General features: G+C 44.3%; 17 protein-coding genes and 1 tRNA gene. 12 read left to right on the plus strand and 6 right to left on the minus strand.

Annotation, left to right across the window (positions count from 1 at the left end; genetic code table 11):
* Positions 1 to 12: 12 nt before the first annotated feature.
* Both ICN25_RS04710 and pgi read right to left on the minus strand, forming a co-directional pair.
* The gene (locus tag ICN25_RS04710) at positions 13 to 1,398 is read right to left on the minus strand and encodes a phosphomannomutase/phosphoglucomutase (RefSeq protein ID WP_216179420.1); all 1,386 of its coding nucleotides are present in this window, start codon (positions 1,396 to 1,398) and stop codon (positions 13 to 15) included.
* A gap of 46 nt (positions 1,399 to 1,444) precedes the next feature.
* Positions 1,445 to 2,941: a glucose-6-phosphate isomerase gene (gene pgi, locus ICN25_RS04715; protein ID WP_216179422.1), complete on the minus strand. Its 1,497-nt coding sequence runs from the start codon at positions 2,939 to 2,941 to the stop codon at positions 1,445 to 1,447.
* Positions 2,942 to 3,081: 140 nt separating this feature from the next.
* Here pgi and ICN25_RS04720 point away from each other — a divergent pair, with 140 nt between their 5' ends.
* Together ICN25_RS04720 and ICN25_RS04725 are read left to right on the plus strand one after the other, a co-directional pair.
* Positions 3,082 to 4,218 carry an NAD(P)/FAD-dependent oxidoreductase gene (locus ICN25_RS04720; protein ID WP_216179423.1) on the plus strand — a complete coding sequence of 379 codons (1,137 nt, stop codon included), beginning with the start codon at positions 3,082 to 3,084 and terminating at the stop codon, positions 4,216 to 4,218.
* Positions 4,219 to 4,237: 19 nt separating this feature from the next.
* Positions 4,238 to 4,327 (plus strand) — tRNA-Ser (locus tag ICN25_RS04725).
* A gap of 97 nt (positions 4,328 to 4,424) precedes the next feature.
* Here the strand turns inward: ICN25_RS04725 and ICN25_RS04730 are convergent.
* Both ICN25_RS04730 and ICN25_RS10035 read right to left on the minus strand, forming a co-directional pair.
* Entirely contained in the window at positions 4,425 to 4,742 is a 318-nt protein-coding gene (locus ICN25_RS04730) for a hypothetical protein (protein ID WP_216179425.1), read from the minus strand.
* 60 nt (positions 4,743 to 4,802) lie between these two features.
* The gene (locus tag ICN25_RS10035) at positions 4,803 to 5,018 is read right to left on the minus strand and encodes a helix-turn-helix transcriptional regulator (RefSeq protein WP_370624696.1); all 216 of its coding nucleotides are present in this window, start codon (positions 5,016 to 5,018) and stop codon (positions 4,803 to 4,805) included.
* Between the two features lie 494 nt (positions 5,019 to 5,512).
* Between ICN25_RS10035 and ICN25_RS04740 the strand changes: the two genes are divergently transcribed.
* The 6 genes from ICN25_RS04740 (at position 5,513) to ICN25_RS04765 (ending at position 9,878) form a co-directional block, all read left to right on the plus strand.
* Positions 5,513 to 6,496, plus strand: coding sequence for a YdaU family protein (locus ICN25_RS04740; protein ID WP_216179429.1), 984 nt, complete (start codon positions 5,513 to 5,515; stop codon positions 6,494 to 6,496).
* Entirely contained in the window at positions 6,486 to 6,728 is a 243-nt protein-coding gene (locus ICN25_RS04745) for a hypothetical protein (protein WP_216179431.1), read from the plus strand. The genes ICN25_RS04740 and ICN25_RS04745 overlap by 11 nt, the downstream gene beginning before the upstream one ends.
* Positions 6,725 to 7,129: a hypothetical protein gene (locus ICN25_RS04750; protein ID WP_072583561.1), complete on the plus strand. Its 405-nt coding sequence runs from the start codon at positions 6,725 to 6,727 to the stop codon at positions 7,127 to 7,129. Before ICN25_RS04745 ends, ICN25_RS04750 begins: the two co-directional genes overlap by 4 nt.
* Positions 7,130 to 7,132: 3 nt before the next feature.
* Positions 7,133 to 8,467 carry a terminase family protein gene (locus tag ICN25_RS04755; protein WP_216179433.1) on the plus strand — a complete coding sequence of 445 codons (1,335 nt, stop codon included), beginning with the start codon at positions 7,133 to 7,135 and terminating at the stop codon, positions 8,465 to 8,467.
* Between the two features lie 148 nt (positions 8,468 to 8,615).
* On the plus strand, positions 8,616 to 9,452 hold the full coding sequence (locus ICN25_RS04760) for a DUF6731 family protein (protein ID WP_216179435.1): 837 nt from the start codon (positions 8,616 to 8,618) through the stop codon (positions 9,450 to 9,452).
* Positions 9,453 to 9,455: 3 nt separating this feature from the next.
* A complete protein-coding gene (locus tag ICN25_RS04765) occupies positions 9,456 to 9,878 on the plus strand; it encodes a hypothetical protein (RefSeq protein WP_216179437.1) in 423 nt (140 codons plus the stop codon).
* Positions 9,879 to 9,942: 64 nt separating this feature from the next.
* Here the strand turns inward: ICN25_RS04765 and ICN25_RS04770 are convergent, their stop codons facing one another.
* Positions 9,943 to 11,202: a hypothetical protein gene (locus tag ICN25_RS04770; protein WP_216179439.1), complete on the minus strand. Its 1,260-nt coding sequence runs from the start codon at positions 11,200 to 11,202 to the stop codon at positions 9,943 to 9,945.
* Between the two features lie 81 nt (positions 11,203 to 11,283).
* On the opposite strand from ICN25_RS04770, the gene ICN25_RS04775 reads away from it, so the two are divergent.
* The gene (locus ICN25_RS04775; protein WP_216179441.1) at positions 11,284 to 12,180 is read left to right on the plus strand and encodes a GIY-YIG nuclease family protein; all 897 of its coding nucleotides are present in this window, start codon (positions 11,284 to 11,286) and stop codon (positions 12,178 to 12,180) included.
* Between the two features lies 1 nt (position 12,181).
* Here ICN25_RS04775 and ICN25_RS04780 read toward each other — a convergent pair whose 3' ends face one another.
* The gene (locus tag ICN25_RS04780) at positions 12,182 to 13,099 is read right to left on the minus strand and encodes a transporter (protein WP_216179443.1); all 918 of its coding nucleotides are present in this window, start codon (positions 13,097 to 13,099) and stop codon (positions 12,182 to 12,184) included.
* Positions 13,100 to 13,196: 97 nt separating this feature from the next.
* Between ICN25_RS04780 and ICN25_RS04785 the strand changes: the two genes are divergently transcribed.
* The 3 genes from ICN25_RS04785 to ICN25_RS04795 all read left to right on the plus strand — a co-directional run bounded on the left by ICN25_RS04785 (position 13,197) and on the right by ICN25_RS04795 (position 17,250).
* Complete coding sequence (locus ICN25_RS04785; protein WP_216179445.1) at positions 13,197 to 14,630, plus strand: HAMP domain-containing sensor histidine kinase; 1,434 nt, start codon at positions 13,197 to 13,199, stop codon at positions 14,628 to 14,630.
* Positions 14,631 to 14,743: 113 nt separating this feature from the next.
* Positions 14,744 to 15,370, plus strand: a complete 627-nt coding sequence (locus ICN25_RS04790) for a response regulator transcription factor (RefSeq protein WP_216179447.1) — start codon at positions 14,744 to 14,746, stop codon at positions 15,368 to 15,370.
* Between the two features lie 104 nt (positions 15,371 to 15,474).
* The gene (locus ICN25_RS04795; protein WP_216179449.1) at positions 15,475 to 17,250 is read left to right on the plus strand and encodes a ShlB/FhaC/HecB family hemolysin secretion/activation protein; all 1,776 of its coding nucleotides are present in this window, start codon (positions 15,475 to 15,477) and stop codon (positions 17,248 to 17,250) included.
* Positions 17,251 to 17,254: the final 4 nt, after the last annotated feature.

The following is a 17,254-nucleotide window of genomic DNA, read 5'->3' on the forward strand; positions in this document are numbered from 1 at the left end:
CCTCCAAAAACTTTAGAACGGCAGCTTCGCTTCTGGCTTAGCAGCTAGCAGGACCGCCTTAAACTCTGCCTGAATCCGCTTAATCGCCTCTTCACTATCAGCCTCAAAGCGCATCACAACCACTGGGGTGGTATTGGATGGTCTAGCTAGACCAAAACCATCGGCATATTCAACGCGTACACCATCAATCGTATTAATGGATTCGGAAGTAGGGAACTTGGCATTTGCCTTAACAGTCTCTAGGATAGCGAATGGTTCACCTTCAGCGCAAGCGAGCTGTAACTCTGGAGTGCAGATCGCATTAGGTAAGTTATTGAGGGTGTCGCTCGGATTCTTCTCTTTACTGAGGATCTCAAGTAAGCGTGCGCCGGTATAGAGGCCGTCATCAAACCCAAACCAGCGATCCTTAAAGAAGATATGACCACTCATCTCACCAGCGAGTGGGGCACCAGTTTCTTTTAACTTTGCTTTGACTAAAGAGTGACCAGTTTTCCACATGATAGGTTCGCCACCATGCTCTTTTACGTAGGTTGCTAGATTACGAGTGCATTTCACATCGTAAATAATTTGACCACCTGGATTGCGGGAGAGAACATCTTTAGCAAAGAGCATCATTTGACGGTCAGGGAAGATCACCTGACCATCTTTAGTGACTACACCTAAACGATCGGCATCGCCATCGAAGGCAAGGCCTAATTCATTATCGGTAGTCTGCAGGTTCTTGATGAGGTCTTGTAAGTTCTCAATATGGGCTGGATCTGGATGGTGATTTGGAAAATGACCATCGACTTCGCAGAACAGTTCTTGAACTTCACAACCTAGAGCTCTAAATAACTTGCCCGCAAATGCGCCACCAACACCATTACCGCAATCTACGGCTATCTTCATGGGGCGAGCTAGCTTCACATCTCCAACGATATAGTTGATGTACATCGGGAAAATATCAAAAGTACTTCTTGTTCCTTGGCCGGTAGCAAACTTCTTGGCTTCAATGCGCTTACGCAAATCCTGAATCTGCTCGCCATAAATAGCCGATGTACCCAAAACCATTTTGAAGCCGTTGTAGTTCGGGGGATTGTGGCTACCAGTAATCATGATGCCGGACTTCGGTGTCTTGCCATCAATGGTGTGATTGGTAGCAAAGTAGACCATCGGCGTTGCCACCATACCCAAATCAATCACATTGATACCGGTAGAGAGTAAGCCTTCTGTTAACGCTTCGATCAAGCTAGGTCCAGATAAGCGGCCATCGCGACCGATGACGATATCGGTTTCACCAAGCTCACGCATCTCCGTACCAAATGCTTGACCAATCAGTTTGGCGATAGAGGGATCTAAGGTCTCATCAATAATGCCGCGGATGTCATAAGCTTTAAAAATGGATGGAGACAATTGCATTACAGATCCTTCAGTAAAAACACCCGCTAATTACAAGGGGTGATAACTAGTTATTTGAATTTAATAGATTAATACGAGCGGCAGTGACAGCATCAATGTCTGCACTGGCAGCAATATCATCTTGATGGCTAGCGAGGGCTTTCTCAATCGGCTTTGCCAGAACTTTGCCGTATTCCACGCCAGGCTGATCAAAGCTATTGATATTCCACAGTGCGCCTAATGTAGCTGTACGGTTCTCATACAAAGCGAGTAGGGCACCAAGGTAGAAAGCATTGAGTTTTGGCAGCAACAAAAGATTGCTTGGGCGCTTACCTGGATAGACATCATTCGGATTGCTAGCAGTTTTGCCATTCGCTAATGCTTGCGCTTGTGCCAAGCAATTAGAAAGCAGAATGCGGTGATGCGCTACAGCCTCAGGCCGATCACTCATGGGTTCACGTACAGCAATGAAATCAATCGGAATGATTTCTGTACCCTGGTGAAAGAGTTGGAAGTAAGAGTGCTGGGCATTGCTGCCTGCGCTACCAAAGACAACTGGTGAAGAGTGCTTTACTGGCTTGCCGTTGCGATCTACGCTCTTGCCATTACTTTCCATATCAAGCTGCTGTAACCACTTTGGAAACCAATCTAGAGCATCCGCATACGGAATGGCGGCATACGCTTTGATGTCATGTTTTTCTTGCTGATACAGCAAAGAGAGTGCCATGATGACGGGTAGATTTTCTTCTAGAGGCGCATTCTTAAAATGCAAATCCATGGCTTCGGCACCAGCAAGAAACTGTTTGAATGTTTCAAAGCCATATTGCAAAGCAATCGGCAGGCCTACTGCTGACCAAACGGAGTAACGACCGCCGACCCAATCCCAGAAAGGAAAAATATTGTCTTCGCTGACACCAAAGTCTTTGGCAGCAGGGATATTGGCAGTGACGGCATACAGGGCATGCTCAATTTGACTGTGAGTACAACCACTATCTTTAAGCCAAGCAACAACGGCTTTGGCATTCATGGAAGTTTCAAGAGTGGTGAATGACTTCGAGACCACAATCACACGAGTGCTGTGTGGTTGAGCGCGCGCCAAGATGCGCGCTAACTCGGCAGTATCAATATTGGCTAAGAAATGCATACGCATGCCGCGGCTTTCAATGCCGGGAACATGGGCTAAGGCTTCAATAGCGAGACGTGGACCAAAGTCTGAACCGCCGATACCAATATGAATGACGTCAGTTACACCAACCCATTTATTACACAAGGCATCAATGCGATGCCAAACTTCAGACACAGCTGGCATGACATCTTGACCATCGATCAACACCGGCGTTTTGCTGAGATTGCGAAGTGCGGAATGGAGGGCGGGGCGATCTTCACTATTGTTGATGTGCTTGCCAGCAAACATATCCACAATGAATTGCTCTAAATGCGATTGACGTGCGCCGGCAAAGAGCTTTTTCCACTGGGCCACATCAATTCCTTGATAGGCGGTGTCCAGCACCATATCGAGGGCTGAATGAACACTTTGGTTAGCGAATTGGGCTTGCACAGACATTGCTAGATTTTATCAATAAGGTCATCAAAATCCCCTTAAAACACTGAAAATGTTACGATTTCAGCAATATAAAGGCTTTAGCTGAGGCAAAAGTCATTACAAAATTGAGACATATCTGAAATCAGGTCAGGAAAAGCCGAATGGAGCAGGTTGATTGCGTAGTAGTGGGCGCTGGAGTGGTTGGTTTGGCGGTTGCTCGCGAGATGGCATTACAAGGTCGGGAAACTATTTTGCTCGAGCGCGAGGATTCCTTTGGAACCATTAGTAGTGCTCGCAATAGTGAAGTCATTCATGCGGGAATTTATTACCCAAAGGATTCATTAAAAGCCAAACTCTGTGTAGAAGGTAATCGCCTCTTATATGAATACTGCCGCAGCCATCAAGTGAGTACACAGGCTTACGGCAAACTCATTGTGGCGACTGACACTAATCAGTTGGATGATCTTCAAGGTATTTTGTATAAAGCCCAAAATAATCAAGTCCCCGATATCAAGATGATTTCAGGGGCGCAGGCTAAAGCGATGGAGCCACAGTTGCAATGTGAAGCTGCAGTGCTTTCAAGTTCAACGGGAGTAGTGGATAGCCATGGATTAATGTTGTCACTGCTGGGCGGCTTTGAAGATGCGGGCGGTATGGTTGCCTATCAATCACCTCTACTTAGTGCAAAGCCGATCGGAACAAATGCTGAAGGTGGCTTTGAGCTCACCATTGGTGGTGCTGATGGCATGACGATTCAGACGAAGTTACTAATTAATTGTGCGGGACTGAGTGCTCCAGCACTGGCTCAAAAAATTGAAGGGCTTTCAAAAGACCTTATACCTAAAGCTTACTTTGCTAAAGGTAACTATTTTTCCTTGTCTGGCAAATCACCATTTAGCCATCTGATCTATCCAATCCCGGAGCCCGGCGGATTAGGGGTTCATCTGACTCTCGATATGGGCGGACAGGCGAAGTTTGGTCCTGATGTGGAGTGGCTCGATATTGATGATGAAAGCCAGATTAATTACACGGTCGATCCTCAGCGGGGAGAGGGCTTTTATGCAGCAGTGAGGCAGTACTGGCCAGACCTAAAAGACGGTTCTTTGCAGGCTGATTACTCCGGTGTCAGGGCTAAAATCGTCCCGCCAAATGCGCCGGCAGGAGACTTTTACTTCGAAGGACCCCAGCAGCATCGGCTTCAAGGCCTATTTAACCTCTATGGCTTTGAGTCCCCAGGACTCACCTCTTGCTTGGCGATTGCCCAGCATTTAGAGGGGCAAATCAAAAGTTCTTTATAATCTAGGACTCAAATCGCAAGGAAGAGTGGCAGAGCGGTTGAATGCACCAGTCTTGAAAACTGGCGAGGATGAAAGTCCTCCGTGAGTTCGAATCTCACCTCTTCCGCCATACATGACAGCAGAGCCCCTATTTACGGGGCTCTTTGTTTTTGGAGCTTTTCTACCCACCACTCTACCCACCAGCAAAACCGAGTCTCAATCCAGATCTAGATAGATTGCTGTGGTCTTGATATCTCAGCGCAACGCTGGGTAAGGTATTCGTAGATATCAAAATTGGGTAGATTCTGAGTGCCACTAATGACCGGCACATCACCGTAGCTCAGAAAGGCATGCGCCAGCACTTCGGGTTCAATATAGCGATTGATTGGTGCGCGCAGGAAGTCATCGACTACTTTTTTGCAAGCTTCAATAGCGTCACTTAGCTCTGAGAATTCCCCGGCGTGTACCCAAGGGTTTTGAGTATTCACTCCATAGTCACTGTAGACATCAACGCTAAATATTTTGGGTTGATTAATGCTACTCATAGTTATCTCCTGAAATTGATTTGCTAGGGCTCAAGATTAACCTCAGGAGATAGCCATTTTTCAATTGGTGGATTGACCGCTCCTTTCCCGAATAAATGCCTGAACCTGTTCAATCGTCCAAAAAGACGACCTACCAATTTTGATCGGCTTTGGAAATTCACCTTTCTGCACCATGAGCCAAAACTTCGATTTAGAAACTGGCATCACCTTCAATATTTGAGGAATTCTCATCAAAGTAATAGGTGGGATTTGTGGGGTTGATTGACTCATCATCATCTCCTTAGCGGGCGCGTTTTACATTTTTGCGATAAGCCTGCAATGCCATCTTTGCAGAACTCATTTTTGTGTATCCATACGAGCGATATAGGCTGTATAAGCGAATTGCCACCATTAAATTTAATCTCCTATTGTGTTTTGTTATGAATCAATCTGTGTGCTGCTGAAGTGCAATGTAGTCAATGAAATTTTGGTGGTCAATCAAATGTCAATACCCACTTTGAAGACGCATATTAATTTTTGACTACAAAAAAATATTTATTCATAGAAGTGTCACAAGCCATATAAATAAATGGATACAGACTTGTCAGAACTTTCTGATAGCGCAAAGAGGTTGGTGGACACGCGTAGATCAATAAACACTTCAGATAAAGAAAATCATTCTCACGAATATCTCAAATATGGATTACAGATAAATGATGAATAAATAAATTAAAGAAAAATTCAGAAAAAACGCGTTTGACGATACGCTTTCAGATTGTTAGATTCATCTCTTGCAAAAAATATTGCGCGCAAGAAAAAGAACTACACGGAGACAGATCGAGATGAATTACTACGAGCATCACATTGGGGATTACGCAGAGGCGACTGCGCATCTTACATTTATAGAAGATGCAACCTACAGTCGCCTTATCAGAAAGTACTACGCCACAGAAAAACCGCTACCTATCGAAATCAAGTTGGTACAAAGATTGATCAACGCACGATCAAAAGAAGAAAAAAATGCAGTTGTCTCCGTTCTCAATGAATTTTTTATCCTTACTGATGATGGCTGGAGACAAGAGCGCTGTGATCATGAAATAGCCCGCTTCAAAGACAAGCAACTCAAAGCCAGGCGGAGCGCAGAAGGTAGATGGCAATCATTTCCATCAGATGAGCCTCAGCCAGAAATTAACCCAAATATTGGATGCGTTCGCAATGCGACCGCAGTGCGAACGCAATGCTCACCAGACACCAAACACCAGTCACCAGTAACCAATCTCCATACACCAGGCAAACAAAACAATGGGGGTGAAAAGGAAAAAATTCCCCAAGGACCACCCATGCCCACAGACGAAGAAAAAGTTTTTCAGGAGCGCATCGAAAAATATAAAAGCTTTGCGGCCATGATCAGCAAAGAGGGTAGGGCTATAGCAGTTGATGACTACCGCATACGCGACATCGTCAATCTCGGGGCAACGGAAGCCGAGGTAGCAGAGGCCATCGCCACAGCAAAGGAAACTCGCATGAAAGTCTCAAACCCAACCCCCATCAATGCTGGCTATGTCCTGGCAATACTCAAAGGGGCGCGCAAGAAGGCAGAGGCTGCCAACGTAGACGAAGACGCTTGGTGGAAAACCAATGAGGGCATAGACGCCAAAGGCAGGGAGTTGTCGATGAAGGCCCAGGGCTCTGAAAGCTACGAGAGCTTTAAAGCCCGAATTTTTGCCGAACTACGTAAACGCCAGGAATCGATGGAGAAGTCCAATGCAAGTTAATCACGCCATAGCCGGAGTCATTGATCGTCTAGACATGGAGGACTTCCCCATAGGATCAAAAGTGAAGACTCCTAGTGGGCGCATAGGCACCGTGGTAAAGCATCGCGGAGCCCAAAGCCGACATGACTTATTCCAAAGAATCATCATCGAGTTTGATGAACCCCTTGGAGACTCGGTAGCCTTGCAACCCCATCTTTTGAAGCTCATCAAAGAACCAACTGTCACCTCATGATTGAAAACAATCAAAAGAAATCAAAGGGTGGAAAAAGACAGGGGGCTGGTCGCAAGACTGGCAGTCTAACTAAGCGTACTCGCCAAATTGCTGAAGCTGTTGCCACCCAAGGGATCACGCCACTAGAAGTCATGATGAAGGTAATGCACCAGCTATACGAAGAAGCTGGCAATGTTCAAGAAGAGGAACTTGGCGACAAGACGTTAGCAAATGAAGCTCGCATAAAGCTTCTGAACATGGCTGCCACCGTAGGAAGGCACGCTGCACCTTACGTACATCCCCGCTTATCTGCCATTGAGCACACAGGTAAAGATGGCGCACCCCTACAAAGTGGAGTTCTGGTCGTGCCAAGCGCTATGAGCATAGATGAGTGGGAACAAGCCGCCCAAGCAAAACACTAGCCCATGAAAACCATCTGGGCACCATTGCCCGGTAGCCAGACTTTGTTTCTGACTTGTCCTGTTTACGAGGTATTACTAGAAGGTACTAGGGGAGGGGGCAAGACCGATACCTTACTCATGAGCTATGCCCAACATGTAGGTAGAGGCTTTGGGGATCACTGGCGCGGCACACTCTTTCGCCTGACCTATCCACAATTGGCTGACGTAGTGGCAAAGAGCAAGCGCTGGTTCTATCAAATCTTTCCAGGAGCCAAATTCAATGAATCAGACTACGTATGGAAGTGGCCTACCGGAGAGATGTTGTACTTCCGTTATGGAGCCAACGAGGATGACTACTGGAACTATCACGGCCATGAATACCCCTGGTTAGGATTTGAAGAGCTCACTAACTGGCGCAATCTGTCCTTCTACGAAGCCATGCATTCCACTTGCCGGTCATCACACCCCGGAATGCCAAGGATGGTACGAGCAACCTGCAATCCATTTGGAGTGGGGCATGCATCGGTAAAGGAGAGATTTCAGATTGGGGCAATACCAGCTGGTCAAATCATTAGGCAAGAAGGCGCACTTCCAAGAGTGCGAATTCATTCAACCATTTATGAGAACACCCATCTCCTCAGAAACGATCCCAACTACCTCATGAGTCTAGAGTCGCTAAGCGATCCAAACAGGCGTAGAGCGTGGCTAGAGGGTGATTGGGATATCCACGTGGGAAGTTTCTTGGAAGGCGTATGGCAGCCCTCTAAACACGTTGTAGAACCCTTTGCCATTCCGCCAACATGGAAGGTATGGCGCTCTATGGATTGGGGTTATGCCAGGCCATACGCCGTTTATTGGTTTGCTTTATCGAATGACGGAGTCTATTACCTATGGAGAGAGCTCTATGGACATGGAGATAAAGAAAACACGGGCACAAGAGAAGATGCAACCGTAGTTGCAGACAAGATTAAGAAGATCGAGATACACGACCAACGTCTCGGATATGAATACCGCATGAACTTAGCTGACCCATCTATCTTTTCTAAGATAGGAGCAGAGAGGTCGATTGGGCAAATCTTCAGGGATAAGGGTGTGAAATGGACCGAAGCCTACAACGCCCCTAGAAGCAGAATAAACGGCGCTCAGGAAATCATTCGCCTACTCGCCGAAGATAGACTCAAGATCTTCTCAACTTGTAAGCATTGGTTAAGAACTATCCCTCAATTACCGCCAGATTCATTAAACCCCGAAGATGTAGATACCGATGCAGAAGATCATGCCTGGGATGCTACTAGGTATGGAGTGATGAAGGCCAGACGAATGCCTGAAATTGATTTACTCCAAGAACCGAGGGGGTAGCAGTATTTCATAGGCCTAAGAGGCAAAAAATGACTGTGCAATTGAATTTGCGATTGCACGTTGGCGCAATGTTCTGATCCCTAGGTGAATATTGAGTTTTTAAGTATTGGAGTAAATTGACGTATTGGACAGAAATATAGGGGTAGGTATGGCCGAAAAGACATTTAAAGTTTTCTTTTACACCACGTCGTTTGGTTTGGATGGGGAAACTCTAAGGACTACTTTTGATCAACTAAAAGGTTCTTTATCGCAGAATGGGCATTTACCACATCAAGATATCGAGGGGCATACATTTCAACTTAGGGATTTGCAGCATGACACCAGCAAGGGTGGCTGGAAGGGTGTTTTTGGGAGGCTAAGATCAGATGCTCCAAACGTAATTACAGCTGATGATATGGAAAATGCGTTGCCCTTGTCAGAAACGGATCTTTTGATTGAGAAAAGCCACTTCCTCTACAAGCCAAATGAAGATTTGTTAATTTGGCAATTTAATATGGACGTTGGATCTATTAATAAATTTGCAGCCTATCTTGCCAACTTGCTTAATTCAGCTGTAGGGTTAAATATTATTGTGGATATACCAAACCTTCAGAAGGTGATGAATGGAGTTATCAAGTACTACGAAATAAAGGTTGCCGCCCCAAAAGTTCCCCTATCGAAGATTCCGTCATATTCACAGGCTATATTTGATTTAATGAAAGATGCAGGTGCATCAAGTATTAAATATAGAATTTCTGCAGGAAGGGATACGCTTGCTGAAAAAGTAAAACGCACGATCAAAGATCTACTAAATGAATCAACAACTGAGGCTTTAAAGGTTGGCTTGGAAGGGGAGCAGGATCCAGTAGATTTGTTGGCTGACAAAATTTTTGCAAGAATTACAGTCGAGCTAAAAGGGCACTATCCTGACCCTATCGATGTATTTAATTCACTAGATTTGGCCTTTTATAGCAACAAAGATCAGCTAAAAAAATTCATAGGGTGAAATATGTTTCTTAGACCAATAATGCTCGTAATTGTCTCAATTGTATTTTTTTCTGTCGCCTATCTACAGGGGTATGAGTTATTCAAAAACGGAACCGAGTTTTTTTCAGTAATCAGCACTTTTTGTCAGGTTAGCGCAACAATGATGGGCTTCATGCTTGCTGCCCTTGCAATACTTGCAAGCATTACTGATAAACCATTATTGGTGAAAATGAATCAACAAGGCCACTATAGTGATTTACTAACCCATTTGTTTGCTGCATCTTTTGTGTATTTCATCATTTTTGGAATGACTGCATATATGCTAATTACAGGGGAGTCAGCTAGCTTAGTTCGATTGTTAGTGTTGACGCTAATAGTTTCTGGGGGCGTTGCCACCATGCAAGTGGGCTATAAATTTTGGATTGTTCTAAAAAATTTGCGATAACTGTTTCGAATGCCGAAGTGAATAAGTAATTTCCAAAACCTCACTTCCCCACCCAATTCTTTGGTTAATTACTCTGTGCCTCATAGGCCCCTTCCGCAAGGCCAATAATCTTCTCTAGATAATCAGCCGTTGTACATTCAGTCATAAAGCCTCTGACGCCTAAATTGATTCTAGGAATTGCTCGTTTGATCTGTGTTTCTAGATTATTGGCATTCTTACCAACTTGAAACTGGTAGGTCATTTTTTCCAGGATCACCCCTCCAGCCTTTTTTAGCTCGTACTTATGAGTATCAAATCGACCTTTGGCTTGATTCGTAATTCCGTAGCCAACATATAGTTGTTCGTTTAGTTTGATTTTGAGGATGTAGAAGATGCCCGGTTTTGAGCCATCAAAACCGCCATCTTTAAATGGGTTGCTATGTTTTCGAAGGCCTCCTAAAGTCGTCCATCGAAAGTCCTTTCCATCGGTGACTTCAAAGTATTGATGACCTTGCCGTTTTTCATTATTGCCGGTGAAGATAAGGCTAATTTCTTTTGCAAATTGCGCGGCACTTTGGCATTGCTCTTCTATCGTTGCAACAGCAAAAGGATTAATTTGCTCTTCCAGTCTATTGAGTGTTGACCATCTAAATTTGATCCCGTCCGTAAGCTCAAATCTTCTCTTATTGCTTTTACCTTCATTAATCTTTCCTGTAAAAGTCAGACCCATGGCTTTTGCAAGGCTGGTAGCTTGATTAACTTGATCAGTTAGACTGCGCAGGGTAAATGGACTCTTGCCTTCTTTAAGATGTTCTTTGCTAATCCATTTAGTGTCTACGCCATCTGATACTGCATACTTGCGCGAATTTTTGATTAGCTTACTTTCCCCCGTGAGCTGTAGACCAAGCTTTTTGGCGTACTCTTTAGCTTCCGTTAGTTGCTGAACTAGTGTCGCAACGGTAAAAGAATTTTTTCCTGCTCTAAGATTGCCTAGGGCGCTCCACCTAGATTCTTCGCCATTGGAAATTTCAAACTTTCGGGCGTTGCCAGCTAGATGGTTATGTTTTCCGGTAAAGGAGAGGCCCATATTTTGGGCAATTTTGGCTACTTCAATAATCTGTTGATCTAATGTAGAGCGGTTGAAATGATTTGTGATCTTTTTAAGATCGCCCAAGGTGCGCCATTTATATTCCGTACCATTGGTGATTTCAAAATACCATGCATCACCACGTTTTTCATATTTGCCAGTAGCGCCAATACCAAGGCGAGAGGCTACTTCTTTTGCCTCTGCAGCAATTTCATTAATTGGTCTTGGTTTGCCCATGCTTAATACTAAAACACCCATTGGAAAAGATTGAAGTGTTGCTTAAAGTAACGCTTAATATAGAGGTATGGCTAGCATTTTTAACTTCGTAGGGATTGTGTAATGAAACCTGGCTACATCTACGTGCTCACTCATCCATCCGATCCTAAGCTATACAAAGTGGGGGTGACGATACGCGAGCCTAAGGTGAGACTTACTCAACACAATAGTGATTTCACCAAAGCTGCTGGACGCATTGTTAAAGAAACAGGGAAAGAGTGGCAATTAAAAGAGTTTCACCCTGTAGAAGATCCCTATTGGGCTGAGAAAGCATTCTGGAGTCAAATTCCTCAATCAGCCATTCCCTATAGAAGCGGCGTTGAGGTAGAAATAATGTCTTGGGAAGAGGTTTGCGTTGGAATTGCAGCAGCTAAAGACGCCGGAATGCGGCCAAAATCTTCAGCTATTTCCACATATCAGACCGCCTACAACGTTTCGGTTAAAAAACGTTTAGTAGGGCGGGATATTACTCTTTTGGGTGATGTCAAAAGTATCGTCAGTGGCAGAAATGATTTCCAATGCAGCAATGGCCATCAGTGGCGTACGCGACCTAAGTTAGTGATGGAGGGGGAGGGCTGCCCCGAGTGCGGTATGGGCACAAGAACTCCAGAAGAGATGATGGAGATAGCAAACGCCGGAGTCGTTTGCCTATTAACTCATCCCGATAAACCTGGTTACGTCAGGATAGGCATTCGGCGTGGCACATTAAATCAAATATCAAAAGACTATCCCTGGGGTGAGTGGGAGATTCATCGGCATAGAAACGTTGAGGAATTGGCTTTAGCCGAATCCCTTATTTGGGAATTATTGGGCAAGTCATTACCCCATAATCGCGAGCCAATAAAAATCGAGTTAGCTGATGCCGAGGAGGCTATGCGCTCATTAATTTACGCATTACAAGAGGAGATTGCATTTGAAGATGGCAGGGTTAGACCACCACTTTTCATCAGAGGAGGTTGATCTAAAACTCTTTCATAAACCGCAATGTGAATACACGAGTTTGCATCAGCCCATTTTGTATCCCCATATCTCTTCCATACTGTAAAGAAAATCTACCAACATCAGTATGTATTAGGCTGCTGAGCATAAAGCGCTGAGTGTTGATGACATTATTTTGGTAGACATTATTGATGGTAGTAGCGCCACCGGCTACGTAGTAGTACTGGGCAGATACCGTAAAGATTTGATTGATCTTATAAATCGGACCAACCTGTGTGGTGGTTACCGGTTTTTGATTTAAAGCAACATTGGTCGATGAAAGGCATGCGACCGAGCATTGACTGTTGCCACCATAGAACATCGTGTCGATTGCAAACATACCATCAAGATTGCCGATGATGGGTTGCTGATAGCCTGCTTGGATAGCAGTGGTGTAGCGATTGCCTCCCATATTGAAGGGCTGCATACTCGAGTATCCCCCTGTAGGTATCGTGAGATATGCCGCTAGTCCTAAATAAGTGCGAGTTTCACGATTGGAGTAAGGCCAAATTGCTGTTGCTAAAGCAATATCTCCAATACCGGTATCCGAAGGAGTTCCCGATAAAGAGCCTGCAGGTTTAACGCTTCCATAAGGTATCTGTATGTATGAGGCAGCAGGAAGATTGGCTAGCGTATAGGTGCCAATAAATTTTGGAATAACGCTTTGGGCATCAACTACAGGGCTGGCAAAGGGACTAGCAGAAACTACAGCTCCATTCTTATAAAAAGTGGTGTTTTCAGTGTTGTAGTAGGTTATCTGCGCATAGCGCTTATCCGGCAGTGGTGCCACGATGTCGTTAGGTTGTAAGTCAATTCCCCAACCCACTAATGGGTAGAGGAGAAAGTAACAACAGTAAGATTTTTTTAAAAAATGCCTCATTAATTCTGGTGGGCTTGCCATGGGAAATGCGTATTTTATGTGGATTCTTGGACAAAAAACATTTTTTGCATAAATCCCTTATTAAGGGATTTTTTAGAAAAGTAGTAGGATGGCGAACATGCAATATGCGAATGAAGCCCTTTTTTTAGTTTTTTCCCTCGTGTTGGCCGGGCTGTTTGTTTCATCTTTTCCCTATTTTAGAGGCCGCATCTCCAGTAAGTTAAATACTTATTGGCTCATTGCATTAGGTCTCAATATAGTAACTTTTCTGTTTTTTGCATCTGCCTCCACGGTGCATCCAGTTCTGCTTACATTTGCAAATACATTTTTCCTTGGAGCATATTTTTTTCTAGCAATATTTTGTCGCGCATTAAGCGATAAACCTGTTAAATGGCTGGTAATGCTTTCGCCATTCGTTTTGCTGGTCTTTGGATTGGCATTTGAGTATTTGAGATGGTTTGGAACATTTCAAGGGAGGGTATTGCTTGTCATTCTCTCTTTAATGGCTTGCATAGTATTAGTTTTAGTTGAGTTGATTTCAATTAAATGGCGCAGCGCTAGGGTTCAGGTTAATTTTTTAATATTTACATTTGCCGCAGAATTAGTGCTGGGTGTGGTGCGTTTGTGGATGATCCTATTTAATACATCTACGTCTGTGTCCACTCTCTATTCTGAGCCACTGATAAGTACTTTGGTTAGATGGTTTGCCGTTGGATTTACGGTGCTTTCTTATATATCCATCAACGGGATCATGGCTGAAAGACTGATTAAAGAGAGTGACGATAGTCGTGAAGATAGTATTCGAGTAAGCAAATTACTTGCTGAGCGAGATGCCTTAATTGCCAATTTATTAAAAAATAATAAATCTGCCGCTGCTGGTGCTTTATCGGCATCAATTGCCCACGAACTGAATCAACCTCTAGGCGCTTCTTTACTCAATATTCAATTTTTGAAAATGGTTCATGAATCAGGAAGGCTCACCCCTGAGCTGCTAGAGCAATTAATCAATCAATTGGAAAAGGATGCGAAACGCTCTGGAAATATTATTCGCTCGCTGCAATCTGTTTTTGCTAAGAGCTCGGCTGACTTTGAGGAGTTTTCAGTTGAGGAGGTAATTGAATCTGCCTTAGCAATTTATAAGCTAGATTTAATGGATAGGGGTATTACTTTTGAGAAGTCCCTAAACATACCCATCAAAATCTATGGCCATAAAGGTCAGTTTCTTCAGGTCTTACTTAACCTAATCAACAATTCCATCCAAGCGCTATCGCACATCAATGCAGAAAATAAGACCTTAGGTATCAACGCTTCTTTGCAGGGTAATTTTGGTGTCGTTGAAGTTTTTGATAACGGACCTGGAATATCCAAAGAGCATCAAGCGCACCTATTCAATCTCTTGGTCAGCGATAAAGAGAAGGGCATGGGCCTGGGTTTATGGCTGTGCTCTCAAATCTTGGATAATTTTCATGGAAAAATATCCTATGAGGATGCGCCGGGTGGTGGAGCGAAATTTATACTGAGTTTGCCTGTTACCCCCCCCCAGCGGACTTGATTCTTTGAGAGCATAGGTAATCCTCCTATCGTAGGATATGGATATCTAGTAGATTTGTCATAATGGCTCTCGCAATATTTACTACATATATATAAGGTCATCTGACTGAAGTCATGCCAAATACAGTAACAACGCCTTGCGCTCATCAGCACATCTTCTTGATAGATGATGATGTTTCTATGCGCGAGACTTTGAGTGGGTTACTTGGGTTTATGGGCTACCAGGTTAAGGCCTACACCTCAGCCTTAGAGTTTTTAAAAACTTCAATCAATGTTGCTCCAGCTCTCATCATTACCGATATGCGTATGCCCGATATGTCTGGGGTAGAGCTTCAGGCGGAGCTGGCAAAGCGTGGACGTCAGATCCCGATTGTCTTTATTAGTGGTGAAAGTACCATTCAGCAATCCATATCAGCAATGAAGCAGGGGGCAATCGAGTTCTTAATCAAGCCTTTTGAGCGGGATCAGCTATTAGAGGCTGTTGTGCGGGGTTTAAATCAAGATGCCGTCAATATGCGTAGCTATATAGAGCAATCTGCTTTAGAGGAGAATCTCAAGAACCTCGCACCTCGCGAGCGTGAAGTCTTCGAATTGCTCGCCCTGGGATTTAACAATGCTGAGATCCAAGAAAAACTTCAAATTTCATTGCCAACCACTAAGCAATATAAGTCTGAAGTGATGCGTAAACTCAATTTGCGTTCATTGGCACAGCTCATCGCCCTAAAGAATGCCGGCAAATAGGATTTTCTATTGACATATTAGCTACATGGCTAACATGCTTTCGTAGGATTTTCATAAAGTACTTTTAGCGTTTTAATGTCAGCTCAAATATTAGAGATGACACGATGCGCAGCCAAACACGCCAATTTAGAAAGTTAACTACAAATGCTTCATATGGCGTGCCTCCATCTGCACGTACGATATTGGCTCTGGTTACTGGTGCCGTAGTTTTTGGTTATGGCTCATCGGCATTTGCCCAAGCGGGTCCTGACGCTGGCGCCTTGCAGCAGCAGTTGCAGCATGAGGCTGATATGGATCGACCGGTTGTAAGGCCAGAGCAGCTAGTCAAGCCTAGACAGCAACCTAGCCGTCCAAAATCTGGCGCTAAAGCAATTGAAGTAAGTAGCTTCAAAGTGACAGGCATTACGCTGATCACAGAAGCGCAGGCTCAGGAGGTATTAAAGCCTTATACCAATCGTCAGCTCACACTCGATCAAATTAAAGAAGCAGGTACAGCGGTAACGAATCTATACACACAAATGGGCCGTGTGGCTCAGGCCGTAATTCCCCCGCAAGATGTTGTTAATGGTGTGATCACCATCAAGATCATTGAGGGTAAGGTTGGCAATGTCATTATTGAGTTGGATAAAGAGGCTCCTAGCCGCCTGAAATCTTCCGTGATTCAGAAATTCATCACCAGCAATAATGCTCCTGGTGATTTTATTGATTTGAAGGGCTTAGAGCGTAGCTTAGCCATTCTCAATGAAACTCCTGGCAACCAAGTTAACGGTGAGTTGGCTCAAGGTGATAAGGAAGAGACCAGTAATATTCAAGTGAACGCCAAAGACACTGGTTTATTTGCAGGTAGGGTAGATCTATCAAACTATGGTGCAGCTAATACTGGCCCAGCACAAGCAGTTGCGAGTTTAAGTTTGAACAACCCCAGTGGTTATGGCGATCAAGCGACATTGGATGTGATTGGTTCACAAGGTTCTGTATTTGGCCAATTCAAATACGGATTGCCAGTTGGGTATGACGGCTGGAGAGTATCTGCGGGCGCTAGTGTTTTGGATTACAAAAGCTTAAGTAGCTATAACCCACAGACGATCTCTCAAGGAACCGCGCAAACTTACGGTATTTATTCCAACTATGCGCTAGAGCGTACTGCGCGATCGAATAAAAACATTACCGTTAACTTTGAGAATAAGAACTACAACAATCAAACGAACGGTATTGAGAGTAGTAACTATCAAATTAATAACTTAACTGCTGGTATTAACGGCAGCAATTTCTTAGAAACGGCTTATATCAACTGGGGCGCTAGCGCTACGCTAGGTTCTTTGTCGATTAATAACACCAACCAGGCTAATAACGACACACAAGGCGCTGCTACACAAGGCGGTTTTGGAAAGCTAAGCTTTAATGGCTCGATTAACCAACCATTGCCCATCAATAAAACCAATTTAGTGGCTTCTGTTTACGGTCAACTTGCTAATAAAAACCTTAATAGTGCCGAGCAGCTCTATTTGGGTGGTCCTTATGGTGTGCGCGCTTACCCGGTTGCCCAGGGCGGCGGTGCTCAAGGCGCAGTTGCATCCGTTGAGATCAATCACACCTTAGTTCAGGATTTACAGGTGGGTGTATTTTTTGATGCCGGCCTGATTCAGCAATACATCACTACGTACAACAATTGGCAAGGCCAAACTAACGCAAACAATTCTTATTCTTTGTATGCGACCGGCTTGTCAGCGAAATACCAATACCAACGTGTGCAGTTGTCAGGCTCTTTGGCATGGCGTGTTGGTAACAATCCGCTCTACACACAAAGTGGGCAACAGTTAAATACAGACAATATGTATAGAACAGTACAGGGTTGGATCAAAGGCACGATCTTTTTCTAAAGAT

The sequence above is a fragment of the Polynucleobacter sp. 80A-SIGWE genome, assembly GCF_018882295.1.
GTDB lineage: Bacteria > Pseudomonadota > Gammaproteobacteria > Burkholderiales > Burkholderiaceae > Polynucleobacter.